This is a genomic window from Pseudomonas putida, assembly GCF_016406145.1.
GTDB classification, from domain to species: domain Bacteria; phylum Pseudomonadota; class Gammaproteobacteria; order Pseudomonadales; family Pseudomonadaceae; genus Aquipseudomonas; species Aquipseudomonas putida_E.
Map to the genome: position 1 here is coordinate 844,987 of NZ_CP066306.1, position 25,753 is coordinate 870,739.

The following is a 25,753-nucleotide window of genomic DNA, read 5'->3' on the forward strand; positions in this document are numbered from 1 at the left end:
CCTGAACTGCCTTCCAGAGAACCATCAATGGCCAATCCGACTTCACTCCATCCCGGCTTCATGATCGTGCATGGCAACCGCCTGGACGACTTGCGCAGCCTGGTGGTGAGCTGGATGCGGCGCTATCCGCTGGCCCCCCTGGAAAACGAAATCGCCCTGGTACAAAGCAACGGCATCGCCCAGTGGCTCAAGCTGGCTTTGGCCGAGGACCCGCTCGCAGATGACCAGGGCGGTTGTGGGATCGCTGCTGCCATCGAAGTGCAGTTGCCGGGCAGCTTCATGTGGCAGCTGTACAGAAAAGTCCTCGGGCGTGACGAGATTCCAGAGGTTTCTCTGCTCGACAAGGCCCCGCTGACCTGGCGACTCATGCGTTTGCTGCCAGCGCTGATCGAACGCCCGCATTTCGAACCGTTGCGGCGCTTTCTCACTGACGACGGTGATCTGCGCAAACGCTATCAGCTGGCAGAGCGCTTGGCTGACCTGTTCGACCAGTATCAGGTCTATCGCGCCGACTGGCTGAAGGACTGGGCTGCCGGGCAGCACGTTCTCAATACGGCCCGTGGCGAACGCAAGCCCCTGGCTCCTGGCAACCGCTGGCAGGCCGAGCTGTGGCGGGCCTTGCTCGAGGATGTAGGTGAACAAGGCATGGCCCAGAGCCGTGCAGGAGTGCACCAGCGATTCACCGAATGTATCAACAACCTTGAGCAACCCCCTGCGGGTCTGCCTTCACGGGTAATCGTATTCGGTATCTCATCTCTGCCTGCCCAAGCGTTGGAAGCACTGGCAGGCCTTGCGCGGTTCAGCCAGGTATTGTTGTGTGTGCACAACCCTTGCCGACATCACTGGTCGGACATCGTTGCCGACAAGGACCTGCTACGCCACCAGTACAAGCGCCAACAGCGTAAGCAGGGCATGCCCGTGCAACTGGATGACGAGTCCTTGCATCAGCACGCCCACCCCTTGCTGGCCGCCTGGGGCAAGCAGGGCCGCGACTACATCAACCTGCTCGACAGTTATGACGACCCAGGCAGCTACCAAGGTGCATTCAGCGATGGGCGCATCGACCTGTTCAGCGAAACCGAGCCCGCAACACTGCTCAATCAGCTGCAGGACGATATCCTCGAGCTGCGCCCGCTTACCGAAACCCGTGAGCTGTGGCCTGAGGTCGATCTGGCAAAAGACCGCTCCGTTCGCTTCCACATCGCCCACAGTCCACAGCGCGAAGTTGAGATCCTGCACGACCAGTTGTTGGCCCGCTTCAGCGCCGACCCCACCCTGCGCCCGCGCGACGTCATCGTCATGCTCCCGGCAATCGACAACTATGCACCGCATATCCGTGCCGTTTTCGGCCAGTTACAGCGCAACGACCCGCGTTACATACCTTTCACCCTGACCGATCAGGGCCAGCGCGGGCGTGATCCATTGTTGATTGCCCTTGAGCATCTGCTCAAGCTGCCAGACAGTCGTTTCGCCGTCAGCGAAGTGCTCGATCTCCTGGACGTACCGGCTGTGCGAGGACGTTTCGGGATTCGCGAAAGCGACCTGCCCACGCTGCACCGCTGGATCGAAGGTGCCGGTATACGTTGGGGGCTGAATGCCGAGCAGCGAGCGACCCTGGGCCTGCCCGAAGGCCTGGAGCAGAACAGCTGGAGGTTCGGCCTAAGGCGTATGTTGTTGGGTTATGCCGTCGGTATGGGTGAAGGCTGTGACGGTATCGAACCCTACGACGAAATCGGCGGCCTGGATGCTGCGCTGATCGGCCCGTTGGTGGCCTTGCTCGACGCTCTCGATGTGGCCAACCATGTCCTCTCTCAGCCAGCCACTGCTGCCCAGTGGGGCGAGCGACTGAACGCGCTGTTGCAGGTGTTTTTCCTCGCAGAAGGCGAGCATGACGAATTCCTGCTCATGCAACTGCAGGAGCTGCGCGATAGCTGGCTGGAGGTGTGCGAGACCGTAGGCTTACAGGACTTGCTGCCCCTCACGGTCATACGCGAGGCGTGGTTGTCGGGCCTGGATCAGGGCAAGCTGTCCCAGCGTTTTCTTGCAGGTTCAGTAAACTTCTGCACCCTCATGCCGATGCGTGCCATCCCGTTCCGGGTGGTCTGCCTGCTGGGCATGAATGACGGCGATTACCCGCGCGCCCAGCAGCCGCTGGACTTCGACCTGATGGCCAGTGACTACCGCCCCGGCGATCGCTCGCGCCGGGAGGATGACCGTTACCTGCTGCTCGAAGCGTTGTTGTCCGCGCGCGATCAGCTGTACATCAGCTGGGTCGGCCGGAGCATCCGCGATAATAGCGAGCGCCCGGCATCCGTACTCATAGGCCAACTGCGCGATCACCTGGCTGCAGGTTGGCGACTGGCCGGTAGCGGCGACAGCCAGCAAGCGGGCGAGCAGTTGTTGCATGCGTTGACTCAAGAGCATCCACTGCAGCCCTTCAGCCCGCGCTATTTCCAGAAAGGCAGCGCGTTGTTCAGTTATGCCCATGAATGGCAGTTGCTGCATCAGGTCGGCGATGAGGCTAAACAGTCGGACGTTGGCCTGCCGCCTTACAGTAGTAATGAAGCCCTTACCCTCATGCAACTGCAGGATTTTCTGCGTCATCCGGTGCGACACTTCTTCAGCCAGCGCCTGAAAGTGTTCTTCGAGGCGCTGGAGTCGCCGACGCCGGATGAGGAGCCGTTCGTCCTCGATGCCTTGCAGCGCTATAGCGCCAGTGAAAGCCTGCTCGGCGCGGCGCTGGCCGAACCGGAAAACGCCGAGCAGGCGCTGCAAGCCCAGGCGCGCCGGCTGCAGGCATGCGGGATGCTGCCCTTGGCCGGGTTCGGCGAGCTTTTGCAGGCAGAGCTGATTCAGCCGCTGCCCGACCTGCTGCAACGCCATCGCCACTTGCTGCAGCGCTGGCCCGCTTTGGTCGAGGGCGCACTGCCGATCCATTTCGAGCATGGCGGCCATCGCCTGGAGGGTTGGCTTGGCCGGGTGTATCAGGCCGACGACCAAAGCCTGTTGAGCATCACCACGGTGCCCAACACCATCAGCGCCGGGCGTAACAGCCTCAAGTGGCACCGGTTGATCGCCAGCTGGGTCATGCACCTGGCGGCGTGCGCCGAAGGCTATCCGCTGCATAGCGCCCTGTTGGCCAGCGACATCACTCTGCTGCTCGCGCCACTGCCACAACACGAAGCTGCCGAGCAGCTCGGCCATCTGCTGGTGTCACGCCAGGCCGCAATGAATGCGCCGCTGCCGGTTGCCGCCAAGACAGCGTTCGCCTGGCTGGCCCAGGACGATCCTGACAAAGCCCTCGCCGCAGCGGCCCGTGCTTACGAAGGTGATGGCCGCACCAGTTTCGGTGAGCGCAGCGAAAGCCCGGCCCTGGCCCGACAGTTCCGTGACTTCGCCGCACTCAGTGCCGACGAAACCTTTGAAGGCTGGTGCGAAACCCTGTACCGCCCGTTATTCAGCGCAGCCTGGCAGACGCTGGGCAACCCGGAGAGTGGCGCATGACCCAGGTCCGTCCCCTGGCACTGAGTTTCCCCCTGCACGGCAGCCAACTGATCGAAGCCAGTGCCGGTACCGGCAAGACGTTCACGATTTCAGCGCTTTACCTGCGGCTGATCCTCGGTCATGGCGGCGAGCAAGCTTTTGGCCGCGAGTTGCTGCCACCGCAGATCCTCGTGGTGACTTTTACTGATGCGGCCACCAAGGAATTGCGCGAGCGTATTCGCGCGCGCCTGGCCGAAGCCGCACGCTTCTTTCGCGGCGAGCTGCAGGAAGCCGACCCGCTGCTGCACCAGCTACGTGACGATTACCCACAGGAGCACTGGCCCCGCTGCGCCAACCGCCTGGAGATCGCCGTACAGTGGATGGATGAAGCGGCAGTCTCGACCATTCATGGCTGGTGCCAGCGTATGCTTCGCGAGCACGCCTTCGACAGCGGCAGCCTTTTCACCCAGAGCCTGGAAACCGACCACAGCGACCTGCTTGGCCAGGTCATGCGCGACTATTGGCGTCGTTTCTGCTACGGCATGCACGGCGAGGCCTTAGGCTGGGTTCGTAGCCATTGGGGCAGCCCCGATGCACTGTTGCCCAGGATCCGCCCCCTGTTTGGTCGCTTGCGTGCGCAGCAGGATGAGCAAGAACCGCAAGCGCTGATCGATGCAGCACTGCAGCAGCGCGCCGATCAGCTGTACCAACTTAAAGCCCCATGGGTGCAATGGGCCGAGCAGCTGCAACAGATCTGCCGGGACGCCGTCGCCGCTAAGCTGGCCGACGGGCGCAAACTGCAGGCGCGGTTCTTCGAACCCTGGTTCGACAAATTACGCGCCTGGGCTGCAGATGAGCAGACAGTGGAACTTGACCTTGGGACTGGCTTCACTCGCCTGACTCCAGCAGGCATGGCTGAAGCCTGGAAGGCCGGTGAGCCTCCAGATCACCCGGCCCTGCATGCCATGCAAGACCTGCCACAACAGCTGCAGGCTCTGGCAAGCCCTGATGCACGCCTGCTTGAGCACGCCGCCGCCTGGGTTTCGGCGCGCTTCGAGGTGGAAAAGCGCCGCCGCGCTGAAATGGGCTTCGATGACATGCTGCTGCGCCTGCAACATGCGTTGGCCAGTGAAGCCGGCGAGAGATTGGCAGGCCTGATTCGCGAACAGTTCCCTGTAGCCCTGATCGACGAATTCCAGGATACCGACCCGGTTCAATACGGCATTTTCGAACGTATCTACCGCATCAGCGAAAATCGTGAGGAAACCGGCCTGTTCATGATTGGCGACCCCAAGCAGGCCATCTATGCCTTCCGTGGCGCCGACATTTACACCTACCTGTCCGCACGGCGCGCCACCGCTGGGAGGCTGCACAGCCTGGACACCAACTACCGTTCCAGCGAGGCAATGGTGGCCGCTGTCAACCAGGTGTTCCTGCAGGCTGAAGCCCGTGATCAAGGGCGGGGCGCCTTCCTGTTCCGCGAAAACGATGACAACCCGTTGCCGTTCATCGAGGTCCGCGCCAAGGGGCGCAGCGAACGCCTGCTGATCGACGGCCAAGCCATCGCGGCACTGCAGTGCTGGCAATTGGAAAGCGACGAACCCGTCTCCAGCACACTGTACCGGCAGCAACTTGCGGCCAGTTGCGCCAGCCACATCGTCGCCCTGCTCAACAGTGCCCAGCGCGGCCTGAGCGGCTTCAGCAAGGCTGACGGTGAACTGCGCCCCTGCCTGCCCTCTGACATCGCCATTCTCGTACGTGACGGCCATGAGGCGCAGTTGGTCCGAAGCGAGCTTGCCTCCCGTGACGTTCGCAGCGTGTACCTCTCCGACAAGGACTCGGTCTTCGCCGCCCAGGAAGCGCTTGACCTGCTGGCCTGGCTCAAGGCCTGCGCCGAGCCGGACTCCGAGCGCCTGCTCAAGGCCGCCTTGGCCAGCCTGACCCTGGAGCTGTCGCTGGCCGAGCTGGACCAGTTGAACCAGGACGAGCGGGTCTGGGAAGACTGGGTAATGCGTTTTCGCCGCTACCGCGACACCTGGCAGCGCCAGGGCGTACTGCCGATGTTGCGGCACCTGCTGCATGATTTCCAGTTGCCGCGTAGGCTAATTGCCCGCAGCGATGGCGAGCGGGTGTTGACCAACCTGCTGCACCTGGCCGAGCTGCTGCAGCAAGCGGCGGGTGAACTGGATGGCGAACAAGCGCTGATCCGCCATCTGGCCGAGCACCTGGCCAACGCCGGCCAGGCTGGTGAAGACCAGATCCTTCGCCTTGAGAGTGATGAACAGCTGGTCAAGGTCGTGACGATCCACAAGTCCAAGGGCCTGGAATACCCCTTGGTCTACCTGCCGTTCATCTGCACCAGCAAACCGGTCGACGGTAGCCGCCTGCCGCTGGCCTGGCACGACAGCCAAGGGAATGCGCAACTGACCCTCACCCCCGACCCGGCGCAGATTACCCTGGCCGATGATGAACGCCTCGCTGAAGACCTGCGCCTGCTCTACGTGGCCCTCACACGTGCCCAGCACGCATGCTGGCTGGGCGTCGCCGACCTCAAGCGCGGTAACCAGAAAAGCTCGCAGTTGCACCGTTCCGCGCTCGGCTATCTGCTTGGCGGCGGTGTGCAATTGCAGGGCTCGGCACAACTGACGGACTGGTTGCAGAACTTGCTGGCAGGCTGCCCGCACATTGCCTGCCCCGGCCTGCCAGAGGCAGATGAAGAGCGCTACCGCTCGCCCCATGCCGAACGCGAGCTGCTGCCTGCACGCAAGCCTCGTCGAACTGCGGCGGAGCATTGGTGGATCGCGTCCTACAGCGCCTTGCGGGTGGGGGAACAGACACTGGGTGCCGACAGTTCCCAGGCACAGCAGTTGCTCGACGATGAGGGGGGCGATGCTCAACTGCCCCGTGAGGTGCCCGCCGACAGCGGCGACATTCACCGCTTCCCGCGCGGGCCGAACCCCGGCACCTTCCTCCATGGTTTGCTTGAGTGGGCCGGCCGCGAAGGCTTCGCCGAGGTCGCTGCCAACCCCAAACTGATCGAGCGCACCGTCGGCCAGCGCTGCAACCGGCGCGACTGGACCGGCTGGATCCCGACACTTAGCCAATGGTTGCAGCAACTGCTGAACGAGCCACTGCCGGCCCGTGACATGAGCCTGACGTTGGCGCAGTTGCAGCACTATCAGATAGAAATGGAGTTCTGGTTCGCCAGCCATCAGGTCGATGCCGAGCAACTGGACCGGTTGGTCGCCCGCCACACCCATCCAGGCGCAGCTCGCCCCGCTGCTCAGCCGACACTGCTCAACGGCATGTTCAAAGGCTTTATCGACCTGGCGTTCGAGCTCGATGGCCGCTACTTCGTAGCCGATTACAAGTCCAACTGGCTTGGCCCGGATATCCAGGCCTATGACACGCTAGCCATGGAAAAGGCGATCCTTGAGCACCGCTACGATTTGCAATATGTGCTTTATTTGCTGGCCCTGCATCGCCAGCTGCGTGCACGGCTGCCCGAATACGATTACGACCGGCATGTGGGCGGCGCGCTGTTCATCTTCTTGCGTGCGGCCAGCAGCAGCGGCCACGGCGTTTACTTCGTCAAGCCGCCACGTGAGTTGATCGAGGCACTCGATGCGTTGTTCCGTGGCGTTCACGCGCCTCAACAACAGGACCTGTTCGCCGGAGCTGCGCCATGAGCCGCACCCTTGATGACCTCTTGCCTACCCCACTGAACGCAGAGCACTTGCTGAGGCTGGCGCCACAACGCAACAGCGCAGACCTGCTGCAACTGCTCGACCGCTGGGTTGAGCGTGGCTGGTTGCGGGCCTTGGACCGGGCATTCGTGTCCTTTCTGGAAGAGCGCGCACCCGGGAGCGATCCGCTCTTGCTGCTGGCCGCTGCGTTGGCCAGCCATCAACTGGGCCATGGGCATGTCTGCCTGGACCTGCAGCAAACCCTTGCCGAGCCGGATTTCGCCCTGTCGTTGCCACCGGAAGGTGATGCCCTGGCTGGCCCCTTGCTGCTGCCCTCACAATTGCTCGCCAACCTCGACCTGCACACCTGGCGCCAGCGGATTGCTGCCAGCCCCCTGGTTGCTGTTGGCAATACCTCGGGCCAGCACTCACGGCCATTGGTGATCAGCGGCGAGCGCCTCTACCTGCGCCGCTACTGGAGTTATGAGCGGCAGATCGACGAAACCCTGCGCCAGCGCCTGAGCCAGGACGAGGCTCCCCCAAAAGACCTGCCCGCGCGCCTGGCGCAGCTGTTCGACGAAGGTGCTCTGCCAGGCCAGGTGGATTGGCAGAAACTGGCTTGCGCCCTGGCCACCCGCGCCGGCTTCAGCATCATCACCGGGGGGCCGGGCACCGGCAAGACCACCACGGTGGTGCGCCTGCTGGCCTTGCTGCAGGCTCCTGCGGTAGAGCAGGGCAGGCCGCTGCGCATTCGCCTCGCAGCGCCCACCGGCAAGGCTGCAGCACGCCTGACCGAATCCATTGGTCAGCAGGTCGAGCGCTTGCAGATGAGTGCGGATGTCCGCGGGCAGATTCCAACCGATGTCAGCACCGTGCACCGGCTGCTCGGCAGCCGTCCGGGGTCGCGGCACTTCCGCCACCATGCAGGCAACCCGCTGCCGCTGGATGTGCTGGTGGTGGATGAAGCGTCGATGATCGACCTCGAAATGATGGCCAACCTGCTCAATGCCTTGCCACCCAAAGCCCGGTTGATCCTGCTGGGGGACAAGGACCAGCTGGCCTCGGTCGAGGCGGGCGCGGTGCTGGGCGACCTGTGCCGGGATGCCGAAGAGGGCTGCTACTCACCCGCTACCCAGGCATGGCTGGAGCAGATTGGCGGTCAGTCGCTGGCCGACAGTGGCCTGAAGGCCGGCGACGCGCAACGCAATCCATTGGCCCAGCAGGTGGTGATGCTGCGTTTTTCCCGGCGCTTTGGCGAAGGCAGCGGCATCGGCCAGCTGGCGCGGCTGGTCAACCGCCAGCAAGCCCAGGCGGCCCGCGACCTGTTGACCAGGCCACCGGCCGATGTATTCGGCCTGGCCCTGCGCGGCGAGCACGACCGTGCCTTCGATCGGCTGATACTGGACGGTCTGAACCGTGGCGCTGAGGGGCCACAAGGCTATCGTAGCTATTTGCGTACCATTGGCCGCTATCGTCCAGCGCTTGGCAGTGCCTTTGACGATCCGCAATGGGAGCAGTGGGCTGGCAAGGTGCTGCGCAGCTTTGAGGACTTCCAGTTGCTGTGCGCGGTGCGCAAGGGCGCCTGGGGGGTTGAAGGCCTCAACGAGCGGGTGGCGCGAGTGCTGCACAGCGCCGGGTTGATCGACAGCCAGCAGCCCTGGTACGAAGGGCGCCCGGTCCTGGTGACGCGTAACGACTACGGCCTGGGCCTGATGAACGGTGACATCGGCATCGCCCTGCGCTTGCCGGACGAGCAGGGCGAGCCGCTGCTGCGCGTGGCCTTCCCACGCAACGACGGCAGTGGCGGGGTGCGTTTCGTGCTGCCCAGCCGGCTCAACGAGGTGGAAACGGTGTTCGCCATGACCGTTCACAAGTCCCAAGGCTCTGAGTTCAGCCACACCGCGCTGGTACTGCCGGATGCGCTCAACCCGGTGCTGACCAAGGAGCTGATATACACCGGTATTACCCGGGCCAAGCATTGCTTCAGCCTGGTCGAACCACGGCAGGGCATCTTCGAAGGAGCGGTCGCACGCAAGGTACGGCGTATCTCCGGGTTGATGCTCGAACAGGTGTGATGCACTGCTGTAGGAACTGCCGTGTGCCGTGAAAGGGCGCTCCCACCGCAATGACGGCGTTGTGCTATCGTTGCGCCAACATCTGAAGGGACTTGAGAGATTTCCCACATGACAGTGGTCGGGAGACGTGTGACTGGCGGTGCGCTTTCGCGGTTGCTGACCGTTTTGGTGCTATTGGCCGGCCCTGTCCATGCGGATGATCCGGCCACTGCTGCCCAAGCCCAGCAGCGGGCCGAGGCCGTGACTCAGGTTGTATTGGGTATCCTCAGCTACGCACGCTGGCCAGTCGAACCGGTGCCGCTGCGCCTGTGCCTTATCGGTCCCACGGAGTACACCGACGACCTTATCAAAGGCAACCTGCAGAACTCCGGCCAACCGCTGCAAGTGCGCCGCCTGCTTGCTGATGACCTGGAGGTCGCCCAAGCGTGTGACGCTGTGTACATCGGCAAACTCGACCAAGGCGAGCGCGATCTGCTGTTCCAGGCCATCAGTGGCCACCCGGTATTGAGCATCAGTGAAGCCGACGACCCGTGCACGGTCGGTAGCCTGTTCTGCCTGCGGGTCAGCGACCAGCAAGTTGCATTCGAGGTCAACCTCGACTCTGTGGCACGCTCGGGCGTGCGTATCCACCCCAGTGTGCTGCAGTTGTCGCGGCGCCGGGCGGTGCAACCATGAGGGTAAGCAGAAAAAAAAGGGGCGTTCGCCCGACCCTGCGCTCGGTCCTGAGCCGGGGTCACCTCAGCGTCGCCGTGCTGGCCGTCGGCCTTGCCGGTATCTCACTGACCGTGCTGGGTGTGCTTGCCTTGCGTGTGTACGCCAACCACAACTTGCACTTGATCGCCCGCTCGATCAATTACACCGTCGAAGCCGCCGTGGTGTTCGACGACAGTGGCGCGGCCAACGAGGCCTTGGAGCTGATTGCCAGAACCGAAGAGGTGGCCGATGCCAAGGTTTTCAACAATGACGGTGAGCAATTGGCGCATTGGCAGCGCAACGACGACGGCATGCTCGCGCACTTGGAAGCGCAAGTGGCAAGGGCCTTGCTGAATGAGCCCATCAACCTGCCGATCATGCACCAGCAACAGAAGGTCGGGCACATCGAACTGATCGGCCAAGGCCGCAGCCTGCTGGTGTTCCTGCTCAGCGGCCTGGGCGGCATCCTGTTTTGTACAGCCCTCAGCGCTTTTGCAGCCCAGTATCTGTCCCGGCGCATGCTTGGCGATATCGTCCGCCCTCTGCGTAGCCTGGCCAGCGTCGCCCACGCCGCACGTCGCGAGCGCAGCTTCGACCGCCGTGTGCCGCAAGCGCCGATTGCCGAACTCAATGAACTGGGCAATGACTTCAATGCCTTGCTGGACGAACTGGAAATCTGGCACAGCCACCTGCAGAACGAAAACGCCACCTTGGCCCACCAGGCCAGTCATGACAGCCTCACCGGCCTGCACAACCGTGCTTTCTTCGAGGGCCGCCTCAACCGCAGCGTGCGCAATGCCGCCCGGCAGCAGGACCATATGGCGCTGTTGTTCCTCGACAGTGACCACTTCAAGCAGATCAATGACAACCTCGGCCACGCTGTTGGGGACCAAGTGCTGATCAACGTTGCCGACCGCGTGCGTGCGCAACTGCGTGAGCATGACCTGGTGGCGCGCCTTGGGGGTGATGAATTCGCCGTGCTGCTGACGCCGCTGCAGTCGCGCACAGATGCTGAACGCATAGCTGACAAGATCATTACCAGCATGGCGCTGCCGATTCAGCTCGACAGCGGGAGCAGCATCACAACCTCGCTCAGCGTAGGTATTGCCTATTACCCGGAGGATGGCGACGACCCCGCCACCCTCCTCGACGCCGCTGATGCGGCGATGTACCAGGCCAAGCGCATGCGCCGTGGCCAGTGGCAAGCGGCGCAGACGGAACGGTCCGCCGCTGAAATAAAGAACAGGAGCTGAACCGTGATACAGCGTTTGCGTTTTCCCATCATCGCCTTGCTGCTGGCTTTGCTGGCGCTCACCGGCTGCCAGAGCACGCCCCAGAAAGGGCTGACAGCCGAACAGGTTGCCGTGCTCAAACGCGAGGGTTTTGCCCCCACCGATGAGGGCTGGGCGTTCGATCTGTCGGGCAAGGTGCTGTTCGGCAGCGACGTAGACAGCCTCAACGGCCAGAGCCAGGCGATTGTCGAACGTATCGGCAAGGCGTTGCTGGGCGTTGGCATTCAGGGCGTGCGGGTCGATGGCCATGCTGATGCGTCCGGCAAGGCGGCGTACAACCAGCAGCTGTCAGAGCGGCGGGCGCACAGTGTGGCCAAGGTGTTGATCGGTATCGGCATGCCGACGCAGAACATTCAAACCCGAGGGTTGGGCAGCACCCAGCCGGTAGCGGATAACCGCACCAGCCTCGGGCGTACCGAGAACCGGCGGGTATCGATTGTGGTGGCGTCTTACTGAGATCTGCGTTGCATTCATCGCCGGCAAGCCGTCTCCCACACGTTTTCCACTGCCTTTGTAGCTGTGGTGTAGCTGTGGCCGGCTTGCCGGCGATGGGCTGCACGGCAGCGGCATTACTCCTGAGCGAAACGCATCTCGCGCGTTTGCCCCATCAACAAAGGCGCATTCGCCTCCGTCACCCCACGAATGTAATCCCACAGCAGGGTAATGCGCTTCAACTTGCGCAAATCCTCCCGGCAATACATCCAGAATTGCCGCGTCACCTCGATCTCCTCAGGCAACACCGTGACCAATCGCGCATCCTGCGCCGCCAGAAAACACGGCAAGATCGCCAACCCTCGCCCCTGCAACGCCGCCGTGTACTGTGCAATCACGCTGGTACTGCGAAGATGCGCGCTGGCGTTGGGAATCAGGTTGGCCAGGTACAGCAGCTCTGAGCTGAACGCCAGGTCATCCACATAGCTGATGAACGGATGGCCAATCAGGTCGCTGACCTGGTTGATCGGCGCATGGTCGTCCAGGTAATCCTGGGTCGCATACAGCCTCAGCCGATAGTCGCACAGCTTGCAGCACACATAAGGCCCATGCTCGGGCCGCTCCAGGGCGATGACGATGTCCGCCTCGCGTTTGGAGAGGCTGATGAAGTGTGGCAGCGGCAGGATATCCACTGATATCGCCGGGTAGGCATCGACGAAATGGCTCAACTGTGGGGTAACGAAAAAGCTGCCGAAGCCTTCGGTACAGCCCATGCGAACATGGCCCGACAATGCCACGCCCGACCCGGACACCTGCTCGCAGGCCATGTGCAGCGTGCTTTCGATCGACTCGGCATAACCCAGCAAGCGCTGGCCCTCGGCGGTGAGGACAAAGCCGTTGGTCCGCGATTTTTCGAACAGCAACGTGCCCAGCGCCCCCTCCAGCGAGCTGATGCGCCGCGACACCGTGGTGTAGTCCACGCTCAGGCGTTTGGCGGCGCTGCTGGCCTTGCGGGTGCGGGCCACTTCGAGGAAAAACTTCAGGTCGTCCCAGTTGAGCGCGCTCAGGGAGGTGAGATCTTTTTGCATGTTGATCCGGTTTTTTTGTGCGTTCTTGTTGGATGTTTGCACATCTATACTCGAAAAAAGCCCCATGACGCCACCTCGCGTTTACACGGCGCTGGCGATCTCGTCCTGACAATAATTCCAAGGAGAACGCAGATGAACGCACCCCAATCCCCCGACCAGACCAAGGTCGAGCAGGTCAAGCTGCTGATCGACGGCCAGTGGGTCGAGTCGAAAACCACCGAATGGCGCGATATCGTCAACCCGGCCACCCAGCAGGTGCTGGCGCGGGTGCCGTTCGCCACCGTCGAAGAAGTGGATGCCGCCGTGGCCGCTGCCGAGCGCGCCTTCAAAACCTGGCGCGACACCCCGATCGGCGCACGCATGCGCATCATGCTCAAGCTGCAGGCGTTGATCCGCGAACACAGCAAGCGCATTGCCCTGACCCTGAGCGCCGAGCAGGGCAAGACCATTGCCGATGCCGAAGGTGATATTTTCCGCGGCCTGGAAGTGGTCGAGCACGCCGCCTCCATCGGCACCCTGCAGATGGGCGAGTTCGCCGAAAACGTCGCCGGGGGTGTCGACACCTACACACTGCGCCAACCCATCGGCGTGTGCGCCGGCATCACCCCGTTCAACTTCCCGGCGATGATCCCTCTGTGGATGTTCCCGATGGCCATCGTCTGCGGTAACACCTTCGTGCTCAAGCCGTCCGAGCAGGACCCGCTGTCGACCATGATGCTGGTGGAGCTGGCGCTGGAAGCCGGCGTGCCGGCCGGTGTGCTGAACGTGGTGCACGGCGGTAAGCAGGTGGTGGATGCGATCTGCACACACAAGGATATCAAGGCTATTTCCTTCGTCGGTTCCACCGAAGTCGGCACCCATGTGTATAACCTGGGTAGCCAGCACGGCAAGCGCGTGCAGTCGATGATGGGCGCGAAGAACCACGCCGTGGTCCTGCCCGATGCCAACCGCACCCAGACCATCAACGCCCTTGTCGGTGCCGCCTTCGGCGCCGCGGGTCAGCGCTGCATGGCCACCTCGGTGGCGGTGCTGGTGGGCAAGGCGCGTGAATGGCTGCCGGACATCAAGGAAGCGGCCAGCAAGCTCAAGGTCAACGCCGGTAGTGAGCCAGGCACCGATGTCGGCCCGGTGGTCTCCAAGCGAGCCAAGGAGCGCGTACTAGGCCTGATCGAGAGCGGTATCAAGGAGGGCGCCAAGCTCGAACTCGACGGCCGCGACGTGAAAGTGCCGGGCTACGAGCAAGGCAACTTTGTCGGCCCGACGCTGTTCTCCGGGGTGAAGACCGACATGCAGGTTTACACCCAGGAAATCTTCGGCCCGGTACTGGTGACCCTGGAAGTCGACACCCTCGACGAGGCCATCGCCCTGGTCAATGCCAATCCGTTCGGCAACGGCACCGGCCTGTTCACCCAGAGCGGGGCGGCGGCGCGCAAGTTCCAGAGCGAAATCGACATCGGTCAGGTCGGTATCAATATCCCGATCCCGGTACCGGTGCCGTTCTTCAGCTTCACCGGTTCGCGTGGCTCCAAGCTCGGTGACCTTGGCCCGTACGGCAAGCAGGTGGTGCAGTTCTACACTCAGACCAAGACCGTTACCGCCCGCTGGTTCGATGACGACAGCGTCAATGACGGTGTGAACACCACCATCAGCCTGCGCTAAGGAGATCGCCATGCGTATCGCATTCATCGGCCTGGGCAACATGGGTGCCCCCATGGCCCGCAACCTGATCAAGGCCGGGCACCAGCTGAACCTGTTCGACCTGAACAAGACCGCACTGGCCGAGCTCGCCGAACTGGGCGGGCAGGTCAGCGCCTCGCCCAAGGAAGCGGCAGCCAACAGCGAACTGGTGATCACCATGCTGCCGGCCGCAGCCCATGTGCGCAGTGTCTACCTGAACGACGACGGCGTGCTGGCGGGCGTGCGCCCGGGCACACCGACCGTGGACTGCAGCACCATTGATCCGCAGACTGCGCGCGAGGTGTCCAAGGCCGCCGCGGCCAAAGGCGTGGACATGGGCGATGCGCCGGTTTCCGGCGGCACCGGCGGCGCGGCGGCCGGCACACTGACCTTCATGGTCGGCGCCAGCACTGAACTGTTCGCCACGCTCAAGCCGGTGCTGGAACAGATGGGCCGCAACATCGTGCACTGCGGCGAGGTCGGCACCGGGCAGATCGCCAAGATCTGCAACAACCTGCTGCTGGGCATCTCGATGATCGGCGTGTCCGAGGCCATGGCGCTAGGCAATGCGCTGGGCATCGATACCAAGGTGCTGGCAGGCATCATCAACAGCTCGACCGGGCGTTGCTGGAGTTCCGACACCTACAACCCGTGGCCGGGCATCATCGAAACCGCCCCGGCATCACGCGGCTATACCGGCGGGTTTGGCGCCGAGTTGATGCTCAAGGACCTGGGGCTGGCTACCGAGGCTGCGCGTCAGGCGCACCAGCCAGTGATTCTCGGTGCTGTGGCCCAGCAGCTCTATCAGGCAATGAGCCTTCGGGGTGAGGGTGGCAAAGATTTCTCGGCGATTGTCGAGGGGTACCGCAAGAAGGATTGACGAGCGAGGTGGACTTCATCGCGGGCCAGGCGGCCTTCCCTCTGTAACTGCGCACCAGAGGGAAGGGCGCTTGCTCCGCGATTTTTTTAAGCTGCTGCGATATTTGAATTTTACACATGCTGCAATGAACTGGTGGGGCGTGAGGTCAAGTTATAAATAGTGAGATGTTGCAAGGGCGGTAAAGAGTGTTATGTGTAATGTCCAAAGAGTTACGAGTAATATTTTGGTTCGCTTTGGGAATTTTTCGATTTCCTTTTGTTCAACTAGATTTCTCTTTGTAAATATTGACGGAAGCGCAAGTACTGTTGAGATAGCGCCGGTGCGCATGAGTTTTCCTATTAATCCGGCGCGCTTGTAAGTTTCTTTGTTTTGTTTGATGTAATGGCTATTAGGGAACAGAGACTCAAAGTGCTCAGTGCGTCGTGAGGCAATAAAGCACTGGACTGTCAGTGTGATGATGATCAGGTTGATAATGATGGCGGCGATAAAGCCATGGTCGAAATTTTTCACTTTGAAAACTTCCGATATAGGAGTTCGCCGTAGAGTTCACCCCTCTCCTCTCCAATCTCACCTCCAATCTTAGCCCCAGCGCCTCCGATCACTACAGCACATAGCAGTCCTCCTGTGCCCGCTGTTGAAAACCCGATCGCGGCGCATAAAGCAGGCGCTAAAATTGTTCCAGCCACATAGCCCCCGGCGGCGCCTCCTGCGAGCCCCCCGATTAGTGAGCCTCCTTCAACATACCTCGCTCTTTTACAATCATCTTCACGCCCAAGTGTACACGCCTTGTGAATCTCCAGTCCTGTTCCTGCGACTTCTAGAGCTACACCAATGTAGGCACCTTTTTTTATCAGGTTGGATGCTTTGGCTACACCTGCGGCCTTATTGGCATAACCTGCAATCTCGCCCGTATGCAAGTAACTCTTCGTGGATATCCCCAGCGTCCTTTTGATCGACCGCTTGTTTTTAAGGCCGGAACCGTATGCAGTCAACTTGCCCAACTGTTCCTCCAGCCTCATGAACAAGGCCGCGCGCTTGGTGTAAAACTGATCACGCGCCGATGCCTTTCCTGATCCGAGATATTGCTGATGCAGCTTCTCGATATCCATCAAGGTGGCCTCGATGGCCTTCAGGTGTTTACTCCAACCCTCGCTGACCACCCCAGCCCCCATGGACGCATGCGCAATCAAGCTTTTCAGGGTTTCGAAGTTGTCCAAGAAAAAATTATCCACACCCTGGCCGTTGCGCATCAGCCCCATGTGCACAACTGCGGCCTGCCTCATCATCCAGGCTTCCTGGCTGGTACAGGAGGCTGTCGTGGGGTCGCCGATGATCACCAGTTCACCGCTACGAACCACTGTATCGGCAATATGAGCGTTGAGCACATCGAACTTTTCCAGCGAATGACCGGTTAATCCAAGGTCCGTTTTGAGCCGGTGATAGTTTTGCAACTTAAAATTGAGAAATGCTCGGGCTTCTGACACGGTGCTGCCCTCACGCGTACTTTTTGTTACCGATACGGTCCCAACCTCCAGCGACATTGCCGCCGCCGGCGCCATCAAGGCGCCGCTGCTGAGTGTAGGTGGTCTTGATGCGGCCGTAATTGAGCTGCACCACTTCCAGCGGTACGCCCGTGTCAACGCACTGCGAATATTCGGCGATAATCACTTCTTCAAGAATGATTTCGTAATATTTCAGTTTATCGCCTCCGGCGCGACAGAGCGCCAGTTTCACTTCCTTTAAGTGTTGCCCGGTACAACTGGCCTCCATCAGTTTGCAACTGGCACTGTCGAGATATTTCCTGAAAGTGAAGTTGGTTACGGTGGTGCGCCCAGATGTAGCGCCCCCGGCGGAGCTCGCAGTGGCGGATGTGCTTTGGCTGACGCCAAAATCGTAACCAATTACTTCAATCCATTTTTTGTATTTCTCGTCCAGTGCTTCACCTGGAATGGTGTCGATCTGAATGTATGCATCAAAAGCCATGCTTACCTCTCCCTGGCAATTATTTTTACTGGGTAATGCTGCCCGGTGATATGGGCACATGAGTGCAGCCTAGGCCTGCAAAAAAACGAGCGCAATACGTTATGGGAGGCAGCGATGCGATTCAGAAAAGGACTACAAAGCTTGAAGGTAGACTGAGAATTTATGTCAGAGGATGTAACTGTGGCCCTGTGGGAGATTTCGAGTTGTCCACAGGGCCGGGACCGGGCTGGAGTTACAAATCAGGCGAAAACGAAATACTTGCGTACCGTCTCAACTACTTCCCAAGTCCCTTTCATTCCAGGTTCGATCACGAACACATCACCCGCCTTCAGGTGCTTGGGCTCTTCACCTTCCGGAGTGATGATGCAATAGCCATCGAGGAAGTGGCAGAACTCCCACTTCTCGTAGTTGACCTCGAACTTGCCCGGGGTGCAGATCCAGGTGCCCATGATCTTGCTGCCGTCGGCCGATAGGTAGGCATTGAGGTTGACGGTGTGTGGATCGCCGCCGATGCGCTTCCACTTGGTGGCGTCCACGACCGGCGTCGGGCAGGTTTCGCGCAGGACGGTAATGAAATCGGACATGGCACAACTCCTGGTGACTGGCTGAATGACTCGACACCATAGGGCCATTGGCCGAGCCGCAGTTGCCTGGGCTCGACGTTCAGCTGCCTGACTGCGCTATGCGCATGCGCGTGGGGGATGAGCATTCAGGCCTTTGCCAGCCGCACGACCAACCCGGCCGCATAGCCCGGCAACCCCGCAAAATCCCGTGCGCACAGCAGCAATCGGCGATTCGCCCAATCCTCGCGCAGCGCCACCCAGTGCAGCGGCAACAGGCCTTCCCAGCGCTTCACTGCTGCCAGCGGCACCACGCCAACCCCGGCGCCAGCCGCAACCATGCGGATCACCCCGTCAAAGCCCTCGGCGCGCACCCGTACGCGCATGCGCCGACCTTCGCGCAGGGCCTGTTCCTCCAGATACAACGCCAGGGCGCTGTTCGCACCGAGCCCGACATGCCCGTGGGCAAGGCTGTCGATGAAGCTTGGAGCAGGCTCCGAGCTGAGGGGGTGAGCCTGCGGTGTGATCAGCGCTAGCGGGTCGTCTCGGAACGGCAGGGTTTGCAGGTGCGTGCTGGGCGCAGCGGTGGAGATGATGCCCAGGTCGGCCATGCCTTGGGTGATCGACTGCACAATCCTCAGGCTCGGCATTTCCTGCACGTCGACGCTCACGCCAGGGTTGTCGGCCAGATACCCGGCCAGCAGCTCCGGCAGGTATTCGGTCAGCGCCGCCGTGTTGCACAGCAGGCGTACCTGGCCCTGTTGTCCCTGAGCGTACTGGCCCAGCTCGAACTGCAGGCGTTCGACCTGCTGGCCGATCAACCGCGCATGCTGAAGCAGCGCCTGGCCAGCCGGGGTCGGTTGCACACCGCGGCGGTTACGTTGCAGCAACGCAGTACCGAGTGAGGCTTCCATGGCGCGGATTCGCGCACTGGCAGCAGGCAGCGACAGGTGGCTGCTGCGGGCCCCGGCGGTGATGTTGCCGCACTCCAGGGTGTGCCGGAACAGCGTGAGATCAATCAGGTCGAAATGCATCAGCCTCTGTCCTGGCGAGAGTCAGGGTGAGTATATGGCAGATTTTCAGCCACTGCGGTGTACGCCATGATGGTGGACATGAATAACCTGATCGCTTTCTATCAACATATCGGGCCGGCCTTGTCCCTGCTGGTAATCGTGACTTTCGTGCTGGCTGGCGCGGTAAAAGGCGTGATCGGCCTGGGCCTGCCGACCATTGCGATGGGGCTTTTGGGCCTGGCTATGCCTCCGGCGCAGGCTGCCGCCCTGCTGATCGTGCCATCGACTATCACCAATCTCTGGCAACTGGCGGCGGGAGGCCATCTGCTGGCGTTGCTGCGGCGTCTTGGGCCGATGCTCGCCATGATCTTCATCGGCACGCTGGTCGGCAGTGCCTGGCTGGGGATCAACAGTGGCCCATGGGCGGCGCACGCGTTGGGCGCGGCGCTGCTGGTGTATGCGGTGTATGGCCTGATCGGGCCTGGCCTGCGGCTGGCGCCGGGCAGGGAAGGGTGGTTGGGACCAGTGTGCGGGGTGGTGACCGGCATCGTAACTGCCGCCACAGGTGTGTTCGTGATGCCCGCAGTGCCCTACCTGCAGAGCCTTGGCCTGAGCCGAGACGAAATGATCCAGGCATTGGGCCTGTCGTTCACCGTCTCGACCGTGGCGCTGGCCCTGGGTCTGGTCGGGCAAGGCGCTCTGGGCAGCCAGGCACTGGGCGCTTCATTGCTGATGCTGGCGCCCGCGCTGCTGGGCATGCTGGCTGGCCAGTGGTTGCGTCAGCGCATCAGCGCCGTGCTGTTCAAACGGTGCTTCTTCATCGGCCTGGCCGCGCTGGGCGGCCATCTGCTGATCAACGGCTAGCGGAGGACGCACTGAGCATTTCGATCAGCTGTATATCGAAGTCGCGCTCCAGGTAGTCCATACGTTTTTCGAAGAACTCGACCATATGCGGCAGGGCCGAATGCACGTCCAGTGCTGCTTTGGTGGCCCACACCTCGAAGAATACGAACAGGCTCGGGTCTTCCTTGTCGCGCAGCATGTGGTATTCGATGCAGCCAGGCTCATTGCGGCTCGGTTCAACGTAAGCGCGGAACAGGGTATCGAAGGCGTCGGCCATTTCCGGACGGGTCTTTGCCTTGAGAATGAAGGCGTATTGCTCGCTCATTGATCACAACTCGTTGGGGGAGGGTGAAGCGATTCTAAGGCAATAATAAGCTTCGTATTCGTGACTTATGGTCAATTGTATTTTGCCCCACTCACCCTGTATCTCGTGACCCTGAATCGCTAATCTGCCGGCCATTGATTCTTGACTTGAGGTCAGCATGAAAAAGATTCTCCTGCTCAATGGCGGTAAACAGTTCGCTCACTCCGAAGGTCGCCTTAACCAGACCCTGCACGAGGCCGCCCTCGCTCATCTGGACCGAGCCGGTTTCGACGTGCAGCAAACCTTCATCGACGCTGGCTACGACGTGCAGGCCGAGGTGGAGAAATTCCTCTGGGCCGATGTGGTGATCTACCAGATGCCGGGCTGGTGGATGGGCGCACCCTGGACCGTGAAAAAATACATCGACGAAGTCTTCACCGCAGGCCACGGCAGCCTCTATGCCAACGATGGCCGGACTCGCTCGGATGCTTCGCAGAAGTACGGCAGCGGCGGCCTGGTGCAGGGCAAGCAGTACATGCTTTCGCTGACCTGGAACGCACCGCAGCAGGCCTTCGACGACCCGAGCGATTTCTTTGAGGGCAAAGGGGTGGATGCGGTGTACTTCCCGTTCCACAAGGCCAATGAGTTTCTTGGCATGACCGGCCTGCCGACCTATCTGGCAGTCGATGTGATGAAACGCCCGGATGTGCCAGCTGCATTGGAAGCTTATGAGGCGCATCTGAATAAAGTGTTCGGCATGGCTCAATAAGTGCCTTTCAATAGGGCCGCTTCGCGCCCCCTTGCATAGAGGCCGATCAGCCGCTATCAATCACGGCATATCATTGTCAGGCCAATCCTGTGAAAACCCGATCCGAAGAACTCCAGGTATTCGTCGCCGTTATCGACTGCGGCTCGATTTCCGCTGCCGCCGAGCAACTGGGCCAGACCCCATCGGCGGTCAGCCGCACGTTGTCGCGCCTGGAGGCAAAGCTGGGCACTACGCTGGTCAATCGCACCACCCGGCGCATGGACCTGACCGAAGAAGGGCGCTTCTTCCTTGAACGCTCACGGCTGGTGCTCGAGCAGATGGATGATATGGAAGAGCGCCTGTCGATGAACCGCCAGACGCCTTCCGGGCGCCTGCGCATCAACGCCGCAGCGCCGTTCATGCTGCACGCGATCCTGCCGTGGATCGGCGAATTCCGCAGCCAGTACCCCGACATCGAGTTGGAGCTGAACACCGATGACCTGATCATCGACCTGCTGGAGCAGAGCACCGACGTGGCGATCCGCATCGGTGAGCTGGCCGACTCCAGCCTGCACGCGCGTTCGCTGGGCTGCAGCCCGGTGCAGGTACTGGCAAGTCCGGCGTACCTTGAGCGGCACGGTACACCGCAGCATGTCGAAGACCTGAACCATCACTGCCTGCTCGGCTTCAGCCAGCCCGAGTCACTCAACCAGTGGCCGCTGCGCCATGCCCAGGGCGACCGCTGGGCGATCCGCCCGGCGCTGATCGCCTCCAGCGGCGAGACCCTGCGCCAGTTGGCGCTGGCCGGGGAGGGTATCGTCAGCCTGTCGCACTTCATGACCCACGAGGACATCCGCGCCGGCCGCCTGCAGGTCATTCTGAGCGCTGCCAACAACGGCTACCGCCAGCCGATCCACGCTGTTTACTACCGCAACACGCAACTGGCCCTGCGCATCCAGTGCTTCCTCGACTTCATCCAGCGCAAACTGGCGATGTACGCCTGCTGAGTTGCCTGAACGCGACAAATCCTGTCCAAGGGCGGCGAAACTTCCTACATGTGATTGCACAGTCGAGACGCTTCGGCCTTACTGAGTGATCAACAAAAACAACACCAAGGAAGTGTCATGCGTATTGTCCTGTTCCAGTCCATGGCCCTCGGCGCCGCGATCTTGAGCTGTTCATCGGCCTATGCGGTAACCCTGGAGGGTGGCGCGGTGGCCGCGCCCGATCAATATGGCGCAAAGGTGGCCGCCGACATCCTGAAAAAAGGTGGCAACGCGGTGGATGCGGCAGTGGCCACCGCCTTCACTTTGGCGGTGACCTACCCTGAGGCCGGCAACATCGGTGGCGGTGGTTTCATGACCCTGTTCGTCGACGGCAAGCCGTATTTTCTCGACTACCGGGAAGTGGCGCCCAAGGCCGCGACCCGTAACATGTACCTGGACGAAAAAGGCGAGGTCATCGAGAACCTCAGCCTGGTCGGCGTGCGCGCAGCCGGTGTGCCTGGCACGGTGATGGGCCTGTGGGAAGCACACGAGAAATTCGGCAAGCTGCCCTGGAGCGAGCTGCTGACCCCCGCCATCGGCTATGCGAAAAACGGCTTCAAGGTTGCCGAAAAGCAGTACCAGTACCGCAATGACGCGCAGGGCCTGTTCAAGACCGCGACCAACTTCAACGACTATTTCGGCACCATGAAGGTGGGCGAGCTGTTCAAACAGCCAGAGATGGCCCAGACCCTCGAACGTATTGCCGACAAAGGCGTGAGCGAGTTCTACCAAGGCAAGACCGCCGACCTGCTGGTGGCGCAGATGCAGGCTGACAAAGGCCTGATCACCAAAGAAGACCTCAAGGACTACAAGGCCGTCTGGCGTGAGCCCATGGCCCTGAGCTGGCGCGGCAACGTGGTCTACACCGCGCCACCGCCAAGCTCGGGCGGCGTTGCACTGGCCCAGTTGCTGGGCATCAAGGAAGACCGTGCGGCTGATTTCAAAGGCGTGGCGCACAATTCGGCGCAATACATTCACCTGCTGGCCGAGATCGAGAAGCGCGTGTTCGCCGACCGCGCCGACTACCTGGGCGACCCGGCCTTCACCAAGGTGCCGGTAGACCAGCTGATTGCCAAGGATTACCTGGCCAAGCGCGCCGCGCAGGTCAACCCCAAGGCCATTTCCGCGACCGAGGATGTCAAACCGGGCCTGGAGCCGCACCAGACCACGCACTTCTCGATCGTCGACAAACACGGCAACGCGGTCAGCAATACTTACACCCTCAACCTCGACTACGGCAGTGGTGTGGTGGTCAAGGGCGCGGGCTTCCTGCTCAACGACGAAATGGACGACTTCAGCGCCAAGCCGGGCGCAGCCAATGCCTTTGGTGTAGTGGGCGGTGATGCCAATGCCATCGAGCCGGGCAAGCGCATGCTGTCGTCCATGAGCCCGAGCCTGATGACCCGCGATGGCAAGGTTGAACTGGTGCTCGGTACACCTGGCGGCTCGCGGATCTTCACTTCGATCTTCCAGGTAATGAACAACCTGTACGACTACGGCATGCCCCTGGACAAGGCTGTGGCGGCGCAGCGGGTACACCACCAGTTGTTGCCCAAGGACACCATCTACTTCGACAGCTACGCACCGCTTGCCGGGCCGGTGGCCGATGACCTGAAGAAGATGGGTTATGTGCTGGAGGATCAGGGCTGGGAGATGGGGGATATCCAGGCGATCCGGGTGAACGGGGCGAAGCTTGAGACGGCTTCGGATCCGCGTGGGCGCGGGGTGGGGATGGTCGTTAAATAATCGGCTGTCAGTCTGGCGTCATCGCCGGCAAGCCGGCTCCCACTGGTATCGCGCAGCCTTAGCGTTGCGTGTCCCTGAGGGGGCCGACTTGCCGGCGATGGGCCGCAAAGCGGCCCCGGAAGAAGAAGGTCAGACCCGGAACTGGCTGACCAGCGTCTGCAGGTGCCCACCCAGGCGCGCCAGCTCTACACTGGACGCCGCGGTCTCATCACTGGCCGCTGCGGTTTGCTCCGACACATCGCGCACATTCAGAATGCTGCGGCTGATCTCCTCAGCCACCGCGCTCTGCTGCTCGGCTGCGGCGGCAATCTGCTGGTTCATCGACTGGATGCTCGACACCGTGCTGGTGATATTTTCCAGTGAAGTGCCGGCTTTGCGCGCCAGTTCGACACTGCTGTCGGTCAGGGTTCGGCTGCCTTGCATGGCGTTGGCCACTTGCTGGGTACCATGTTGCAGGCCAGCCACCAATTCTTCGATCTCTTCGGTGGATTTCTGCGTGCGCTGGGCCAAACCACGTACTTCGTCGGCAACCACGGCAAAACCACGCCCCGCCTCACCGGCACGGGCGGCTTCGATGGCAGCGTTGAGCGCCAGCAGGTTGGTCTGTTCGGCTACCGACTTGATCACATCCATGACACTGCCGATTTTCTGGCTTTCCTGCTGCAGCAGGTTCATGGCTTCAGTGGAGCGGTGCACTTCCTCGGCCAGGCGTTCGATCTGGCTGATCGCTTCGCCGACCACGCGATCACCTGCGCGTGCTTCGTCATCGGCACCGGTCGCTGCGTGCGATGCCTGCTCGGCATTGCGCGCCACTTCCTGAACGGTCGCGGCCATTTCGTGCATGGCGGTAGCGACCTGGTCGGTTTCGACCTTCTGGCTGTTTGCGCCCGCGCTGGTCTGCTCGGTGACCGCCGACAGTTCCTCAGCGGCGCTGGCGATCTGCGTGACACCGTCGCGGATACCGGTGATGAGCTCGCGCAGGGTGCTGCCCATGCGGGCAATGCCTTGTTGCAGCACGCCGATTTCGTCGCGACGGGTAACCCGCAGGTTGTGGGTAAGGTCGCCACCAGCGATGCGCTCCACCGCTTGCAGTGTGTCGTGCAGTGGGCGGGTGATCTGGCGGGTGATCAGCACCGCCGCCAGTACACCGACCAGCAGGGCCAGCAACGTGGCGATGGTCTGCAGGCTACGCGCCTGGGCACTCTCGGCGTCGCGGCGGTCGATCTGGATCTTGTACAGCGCGTCGCTGCGCTTGACGATATCGCCGCCTTGCACGGTCATCTCTGCACGGGCGGTGGTGATGTCGGCGACTGCATCGCGGAACTGGCGCACGGCCTCGCGGTAGGCCTGTATCGATTGCTCCAACTGCTGCACGCGCGTGGCTTCGGCAGGCAGCTGACGCTTCAGGTTGTCGATCTCGGCAAGTGCCGACTCCAGCTGGCGCAGCGCGGCCTGTTCGTTGGCCGCAGAGTTGTCGGCAATGTAACCGCGCACATCCACTCGCACTTGCAGCAGTTGCTGGCGCGCCTTGCTGATCAGTTGGTATTGCGCCAGGCGCACGCTATCGGCTTCGGGGCGGCCCATCACGTCCTCGCCGAGCAGATCCATGGCCTCGTCGGCCTTGGCAGCCGATACGTTCATCGCGTCACGTGCAGCCAGCGAGCCTTTGTAGCCTGCACGCATCTTGTTCAGCGAGACTTCGTACTCGCTGATGGTCTGGCCCAGCTCTTTGAGCAGCTTGACGTTTTCCGGGCTCTTGAAAGTACTGACCAGGTATTGCTGCTGCTTGCTGAAGGCATCCAGCTTGGCCTGGGTGTTGGCTGCGGCAGCATCGTCGCCATTGGCGATCATGTATTGCAGGCGCGCCACGCGCAGGTCGGTCAGGTCTTTGTTGAGCTTGCCGATGTCCCCCATCCAGTTGCTGCGGTCGATGAGGCTGCCCAGGCTGGTCCAGCCGGTCAGGGCCAGCAGGCCGGTGAGGACCAGCACCAGGCCGAAGCCCAGGCCGAGTTTGAGGTTGACGCTGATGTTGGCAAACCAGCTGTTCATGCACGCTCTCCAGAAATGATTTCGCTCACTTGATCAATCGTCGATCGCGAGGCGTTGTTGTTCTGGATGCCCGCTGAATCGTGCAGGGGTTATCGGCAAATGGCGGGGAAGCTGAAACGCTTTTTCAACTCAATTGCAACACCACGCGCGGCAGC

At 61.7% G+C, this 25,753-nt stretch carries 20 protein-coding genes; 12 read left to right on the forward strand and 8 right to left on the reverse strand.

Annotated elements, in window-relative coordinates; genetic code table 11:
* Nucleotides 1-27: 27 nt before the first annotated feature.
* From recC to JET17_RS03875, 6 genes are all read left to right on the forward strand, one after another.
* Nucleotides 28-3,504 (forward strand): exodeoxyribonuclease V subunit gamma, encoded by a 3,477-nt coding sequence (gene recC, locus JET17_RS03850; RefSeq protein WP_012312690.1) that lies wholly within the window; start codon nucleotides 28-30, stop codon nucleotides 3,502-3,504.
* Nucleotides 3,501-7,172 (forward strand): exodeoxyribonuclease V subunit beta, encoded by a 3,672-nt coding sequence (gene recB / locus JET17_RS03855; RefSeq protein WP_012312691.1) that lies wholly within the window; start codon nucleotides 3,501-3,503, stop codon nucleotides 7,170-7,172. Before recC ends, recB begins: the two co-directional genes overlap by 4 nt.
* Entirely contained in the window at nucleotides 7,169-9,244 is a 2,076-nt protein-coding gene (recD, locus tag JET17_RS03860) for an exodeoxyribonuclease V subunit alpha (protein ID WP_012312692.1), read from the forward strand. The genes recB and recD overlap by 4 nt, the downstream gene beginning before the upstream one ends.
* 108 nt (nucleotides 9,245-9,352) lie before the next feature.
* Nucleotides 9,353-9,919, forward strand: a complete 567-nt coding sequence (locus JET17_RS03865) for a YfiR family protein (RefSeq protein ID WP_042111146.1) — start codon at nucleotides 9,353-9,355, stop codon at nucleotides 9,917-9,919.
* Entirely contained in the window at nucleotides 9,916-11,190 is a 1,275-nt protein-coding gene (locus JET17_RS03870) for a diguanylate cyclase domain-containing protein (RefSeq protein WP_012312694.1), read from the forward strand. The genes JET17_RS03865 and JET17_RS03870 overlap by 4 nt, the downstream gene beginning before the upstream one ends.
* Before the next feature lie 3 nt (nucleotides 11,191-11,193).
* The gene (locus tag JET17_RS03875; RefSeq protein WP_012312695.1) at nucleotides 11,194-11,685 is read left to right on the forward strand and encodes an OmpA family protein; all 492 of its coding nucleotides are present in this window, start codon (nucleotides 11,194-11,196) and stop codon (nucleotides 11,683-11,685) included.
* A 113-nt stretch (nucleotides 11,686-11,798) separates the two neighbouring features.
* On the opposite strand, the gene JET17_RS03880 is transcribed toward JET17_RS03875, so the two are convergent.
* Nucleotides 11,799-12,749 carry a LysR family transcriptional regulator gene (locus tag JET17_RS03880; RefSeq protein WP_042111148.1) on the reverse strand — a complete coding sequence of 317 codons (951 nt, stop codon included), beginning with the start codon at nucleotides 12,747-12,749 and terminating at the stop codon, nucleotides 11,799-11,801.
* 132 nt (nucleotides 12,750-12,881) lie between these two features.
* On the opposite strand from JET17_RS03880, the gene JET17_RS03885 reads away from it, so the two are divergent.
* Together JET17_RS03885 and mmsB are read left to right on the forward strand one after the other, a co-directional pair.
* Nucleotides 12,882-14,408, forward strand: coding sequence for a CoA-acylating methylmalonate-semialdehyde dehydrogenase (locus JET17_RS03885; RefSeq protein WP_012312697.1), 1,527 nt, complete (start codon nucleotides 12,882-12,884; stop codon nucleotides 14,406-14,408).
* Between the two features lie 10 nt (nucleotides 14,409-14,418).
* Nucleotides 14,419-15,306: a 3-hydroxyisobutyrate dehydrogenase gene (mmsB, locus tag JET17_RS03890; RefSeq protein WP_012312698.1), complete on the forward strand. Its 888-nt coding sequence runs from the start codon at nucleotides 14,419-14,421 to the stop codon at nucleotides 15,304-15,306.
* 150 nt (nucleotides 15,307-15,456) lie between these two features.
* Here mmsB and JET17_RS03895 read toward each other — a convergent pair whose 3' ends face one another.
* From JET17_RS03895 to JET17_RS03915, 5 genes are all read right to left on the reverse strand, one after another.
* On the reverse strand, nucleotides 15,457-15,816 hold the full coding sequence (locus JET17_RS03895; RefSeq protein WP_233100418.1) for a hypothetical protein: 360 nt from the start codon (nucleotides 15,814-15,816) through the stop codon (nucleotides 15,457-15,459).
* Nucleotides 15,813-16,790, reverse strand: a complete 978-nt coding sequence (locus JET17_RS03900; RefSeq protein WP_012312699.1) for a hypothetical protein — start codon at nucleotides 16,788-16,790, stop codon at nucleotides 15,813-15,815. The genes JET17_RS03895 and JET17_RS03900 overlap by 4 nt, the downstream gene beginning before the upstream one ends.
* Nucleotides 16,791-16,800: 10 nt before the next feature.
* Nucleotides 16,801-17,289, reverse strand: a complete 489-nt coding sequence (locus JET17_RS03905) for an Hcp family type VI secretion system effector (protein WP_012312700.1) — start codon at nucleotides 17,287-17,289, stop codon at nucleotides 16,801-16,803.
* A 239-nt stretch (nucleotides 17,290-17,528) separates the two neighbouring features.
* Nucleotides 17,529-17,873, reverse strand: a complete 345-nt coding sequence (locus JET17_RS03910) for a cupin domain-containing protein (RefSeq protein ID WP_003258412.1) — start codon at nucleotides 17,871-17,873, stop codon at nucleotides 17,529-17,531.
* 125 nt (nucleotides 17,874-17,998) lie between these two features.
* A complete protein-coding gene (locus JET17_RS03915) occupies nucleotides 17,999-18,883 on the reverse strand; it encodes a LysR family transcriptional regulator (protein WP_012312701.1) in 885 nt (294 codons plus the stop codon).
* Nucleotides 18,884-18,961: 78 nt separating this feature from the next.
* Between JET17_RS03915 and JET17_RS03920 the strand changes: the two genes are divergently transcribed.
* Entirely contained in the window at nucleotides 18,962-19,726 is a 765-nt protein-coding gene (locus JET17_RS03920; protein ID WP_042111151.1) for a sulfite exporter TauE/SafE family protein, read from the forward strand.
* Here the strand turns inward: JET17_RS03920 and JET17_RS03925 are convergent.
* Complete coding sequence (locus tag JET17_RS03925) at nucleotides 19,716-20,030, reverse strand: putative quinol monooxygenase (protein WP_012312703.1); 315 nt, start codon at nucleotides 20,028-20,030, stop codon at nucleotides 19,716-19,718. The genes JET17_RS03920 and JET17_RS03925 overlap by 11 nt on opposite strands.
* A 157-nt stretch (nucleotides 20,031-20,187) precedes the next feature.
* On the opposite strand from JET17_RS03925, the gene JET17_RS03930 reads away from it, so the two are divergent.
* From JET17_RS03930 to ggt, 3 genes are all read left to right on the forward strand, one after another.
* Nucleotides 20,188-20,778, forward strand: coding sequence for an NAD(P)H-dependent oxidoreductase (locus tag JET17_RS03930; protein WP_012312704.1), 591 nt, complete (start codon nucleotides 20,188-20,190; stop codon nucleotides 20,776-20,778).
* Nucleotides 20,779-20,867: 89 nt separating this feature from the next.
* On the forward strand, nucleotides 20,868-21,764 hold the full coding sequence (locus JET17_RS03935; protein WP_012312705.1) for a LysR family transcriptional regulator: 897 nt from the start codon (nucleotides 20,868-20,870) through the stop codon (nucleotides 21,762-21,764).
* A 117-nt stretch (nucleotides 21,765-21,881) separates the two neighbouring features.
* Nucleotides 21,882-23,549 carry a gamma-glutamyltransferase gene (gene ggt, locus JET17_RS03940; protein ID WP_012312706.1) on the forward strand — a complete coding sequence of 556 codons (1,668 nt, stop codon included), beginning with the start codon at nucleotides 21,882-21,884 and terminating at the stop codon, nucleotides 23,547-23,549.
* A gap of 129 nt (nucleotides 23,550-23,678) precedes the next feature.
* On the opposite strand, the gene JET17_RS03945 is transcribed toward ggt, so the two are convergent.
* On the reverse strand, nucleotides 23,679-25,598 hold the full coding sequence (locus JET17_RS03945) for a methyl-accepting chemotaxis protein (RefSeq protein ID WP_012312707.1): 1,920 nt from the start codon (nucleotides 25,596-25,598) through the stop codon (nucleotides 23,679-23,681).
* Nucleotides 25,599-25,753: the final 155 nt, after the last annotated feature.

Coding starts and splice junctions, on each gene's coding strand:
- JET17_RS03865 (WP_042111146.1), top strand. CDS start 9,353: ATGACAGTGGTCGGGAGACGTGTGACTGGCGGTGCGCTTTCGCGGTTG.
- JET17_RS03880 (WP_042111148.1), bottom strand. CDS start 12,749: ATGCAAAAAGATCTCACCTCCCTGAGCGCGCTCAACTGGGACGACCTG.
- recC (WP_012312690.1), top strand. CDS start 28: ATGGCCAATCCGACTTCACTCCATCCCGGCTTCATGATCGTGCATGGC.
- ggt (WP_012312706.1), top strand. CDS start 21,882: ATGCGTATTGTCCTGTTCCAGTCCATGGCCCTCGGCGCCGCGATCTTG.
- JET17_RS03885 (WP_012312697.1), top strand. CDS start 12,882: ATGAACGCACCCCAATCCCCCGACCAGACCAAGGTCGAGCAGGTCAAG.
- JET17_RS03945 (WP_012312707.1), bottom strand. CDS start 25,598: ATGAACAGCTGGTTTGCCAACATCAGCGTCAACCTCAAACTCGGCCTG.
- mmsB (WP_012312698.1), top strand. CDS start 14,419: ATGCGTATCGCATTCATCGGCCTGGGCAACATGGGTGCCCCCATGGCC.
- recB (WP_012312691.1), top strand. CDS start 3,501: ATGACCCAGGTCCGTCCCCTGGCACTGAGTTTCCCCCTGCACGGCAGC.
- recD (WP_012312692.1), top strand. CDS start 7,169: ATGAGCCGCACCCTTGATGACCTCTTGCCTACCCCACTGAACGCAGAG.
- JET17_RS03905 (WP_012312700.1), bottom strand. CDS start 17,289: ATGGCTTTTGATGCATACATTCAGATCGACACCATTCCAGGTGAAGCA.
- JET17_RS03915 (WP_012312701.1), bottom strand. CDS start 18,883: ATGCATTTCGACCTGATTGATCTCACGCTGTTCCGGCACACCCTGGAG.
- JET17_RS03920 (WP_042111151.1), top strand. CDS start 18,962: ATGAATAACCTGATCGCTTTCTATCAACATATCGGGCCGGCCTTGTCC.
- JET17_RS03870 (WP_012312694.1), top strand. CDS start 9,916: ATGAGGGTAAGCAGAAAAAAAAGGGGCGTTCGCCCGACCCTGCGCTCG.
- JET17_RS03925 (WP_012312703.1), bottom strand. CDS start 20,030: ATGAGCGAGCAATACGCCTTCATTCTCAAGGCAAAGACCCGTCCGGAA.
- JET17_RS03930 (WP_012312704.1), top strand. CDS start 20,188: ATGAAAAAGATTCTCCTGCTCAATGGCGGTAAACAGTTCGCTCACTCC.
- JET17_RS03910 (WP_003258412.1), bottom strand. CDS start 17,873: ATGTCCGATTTCATTACCGTCCTGCGCGAAACCTGCCCGACGCCGGTC.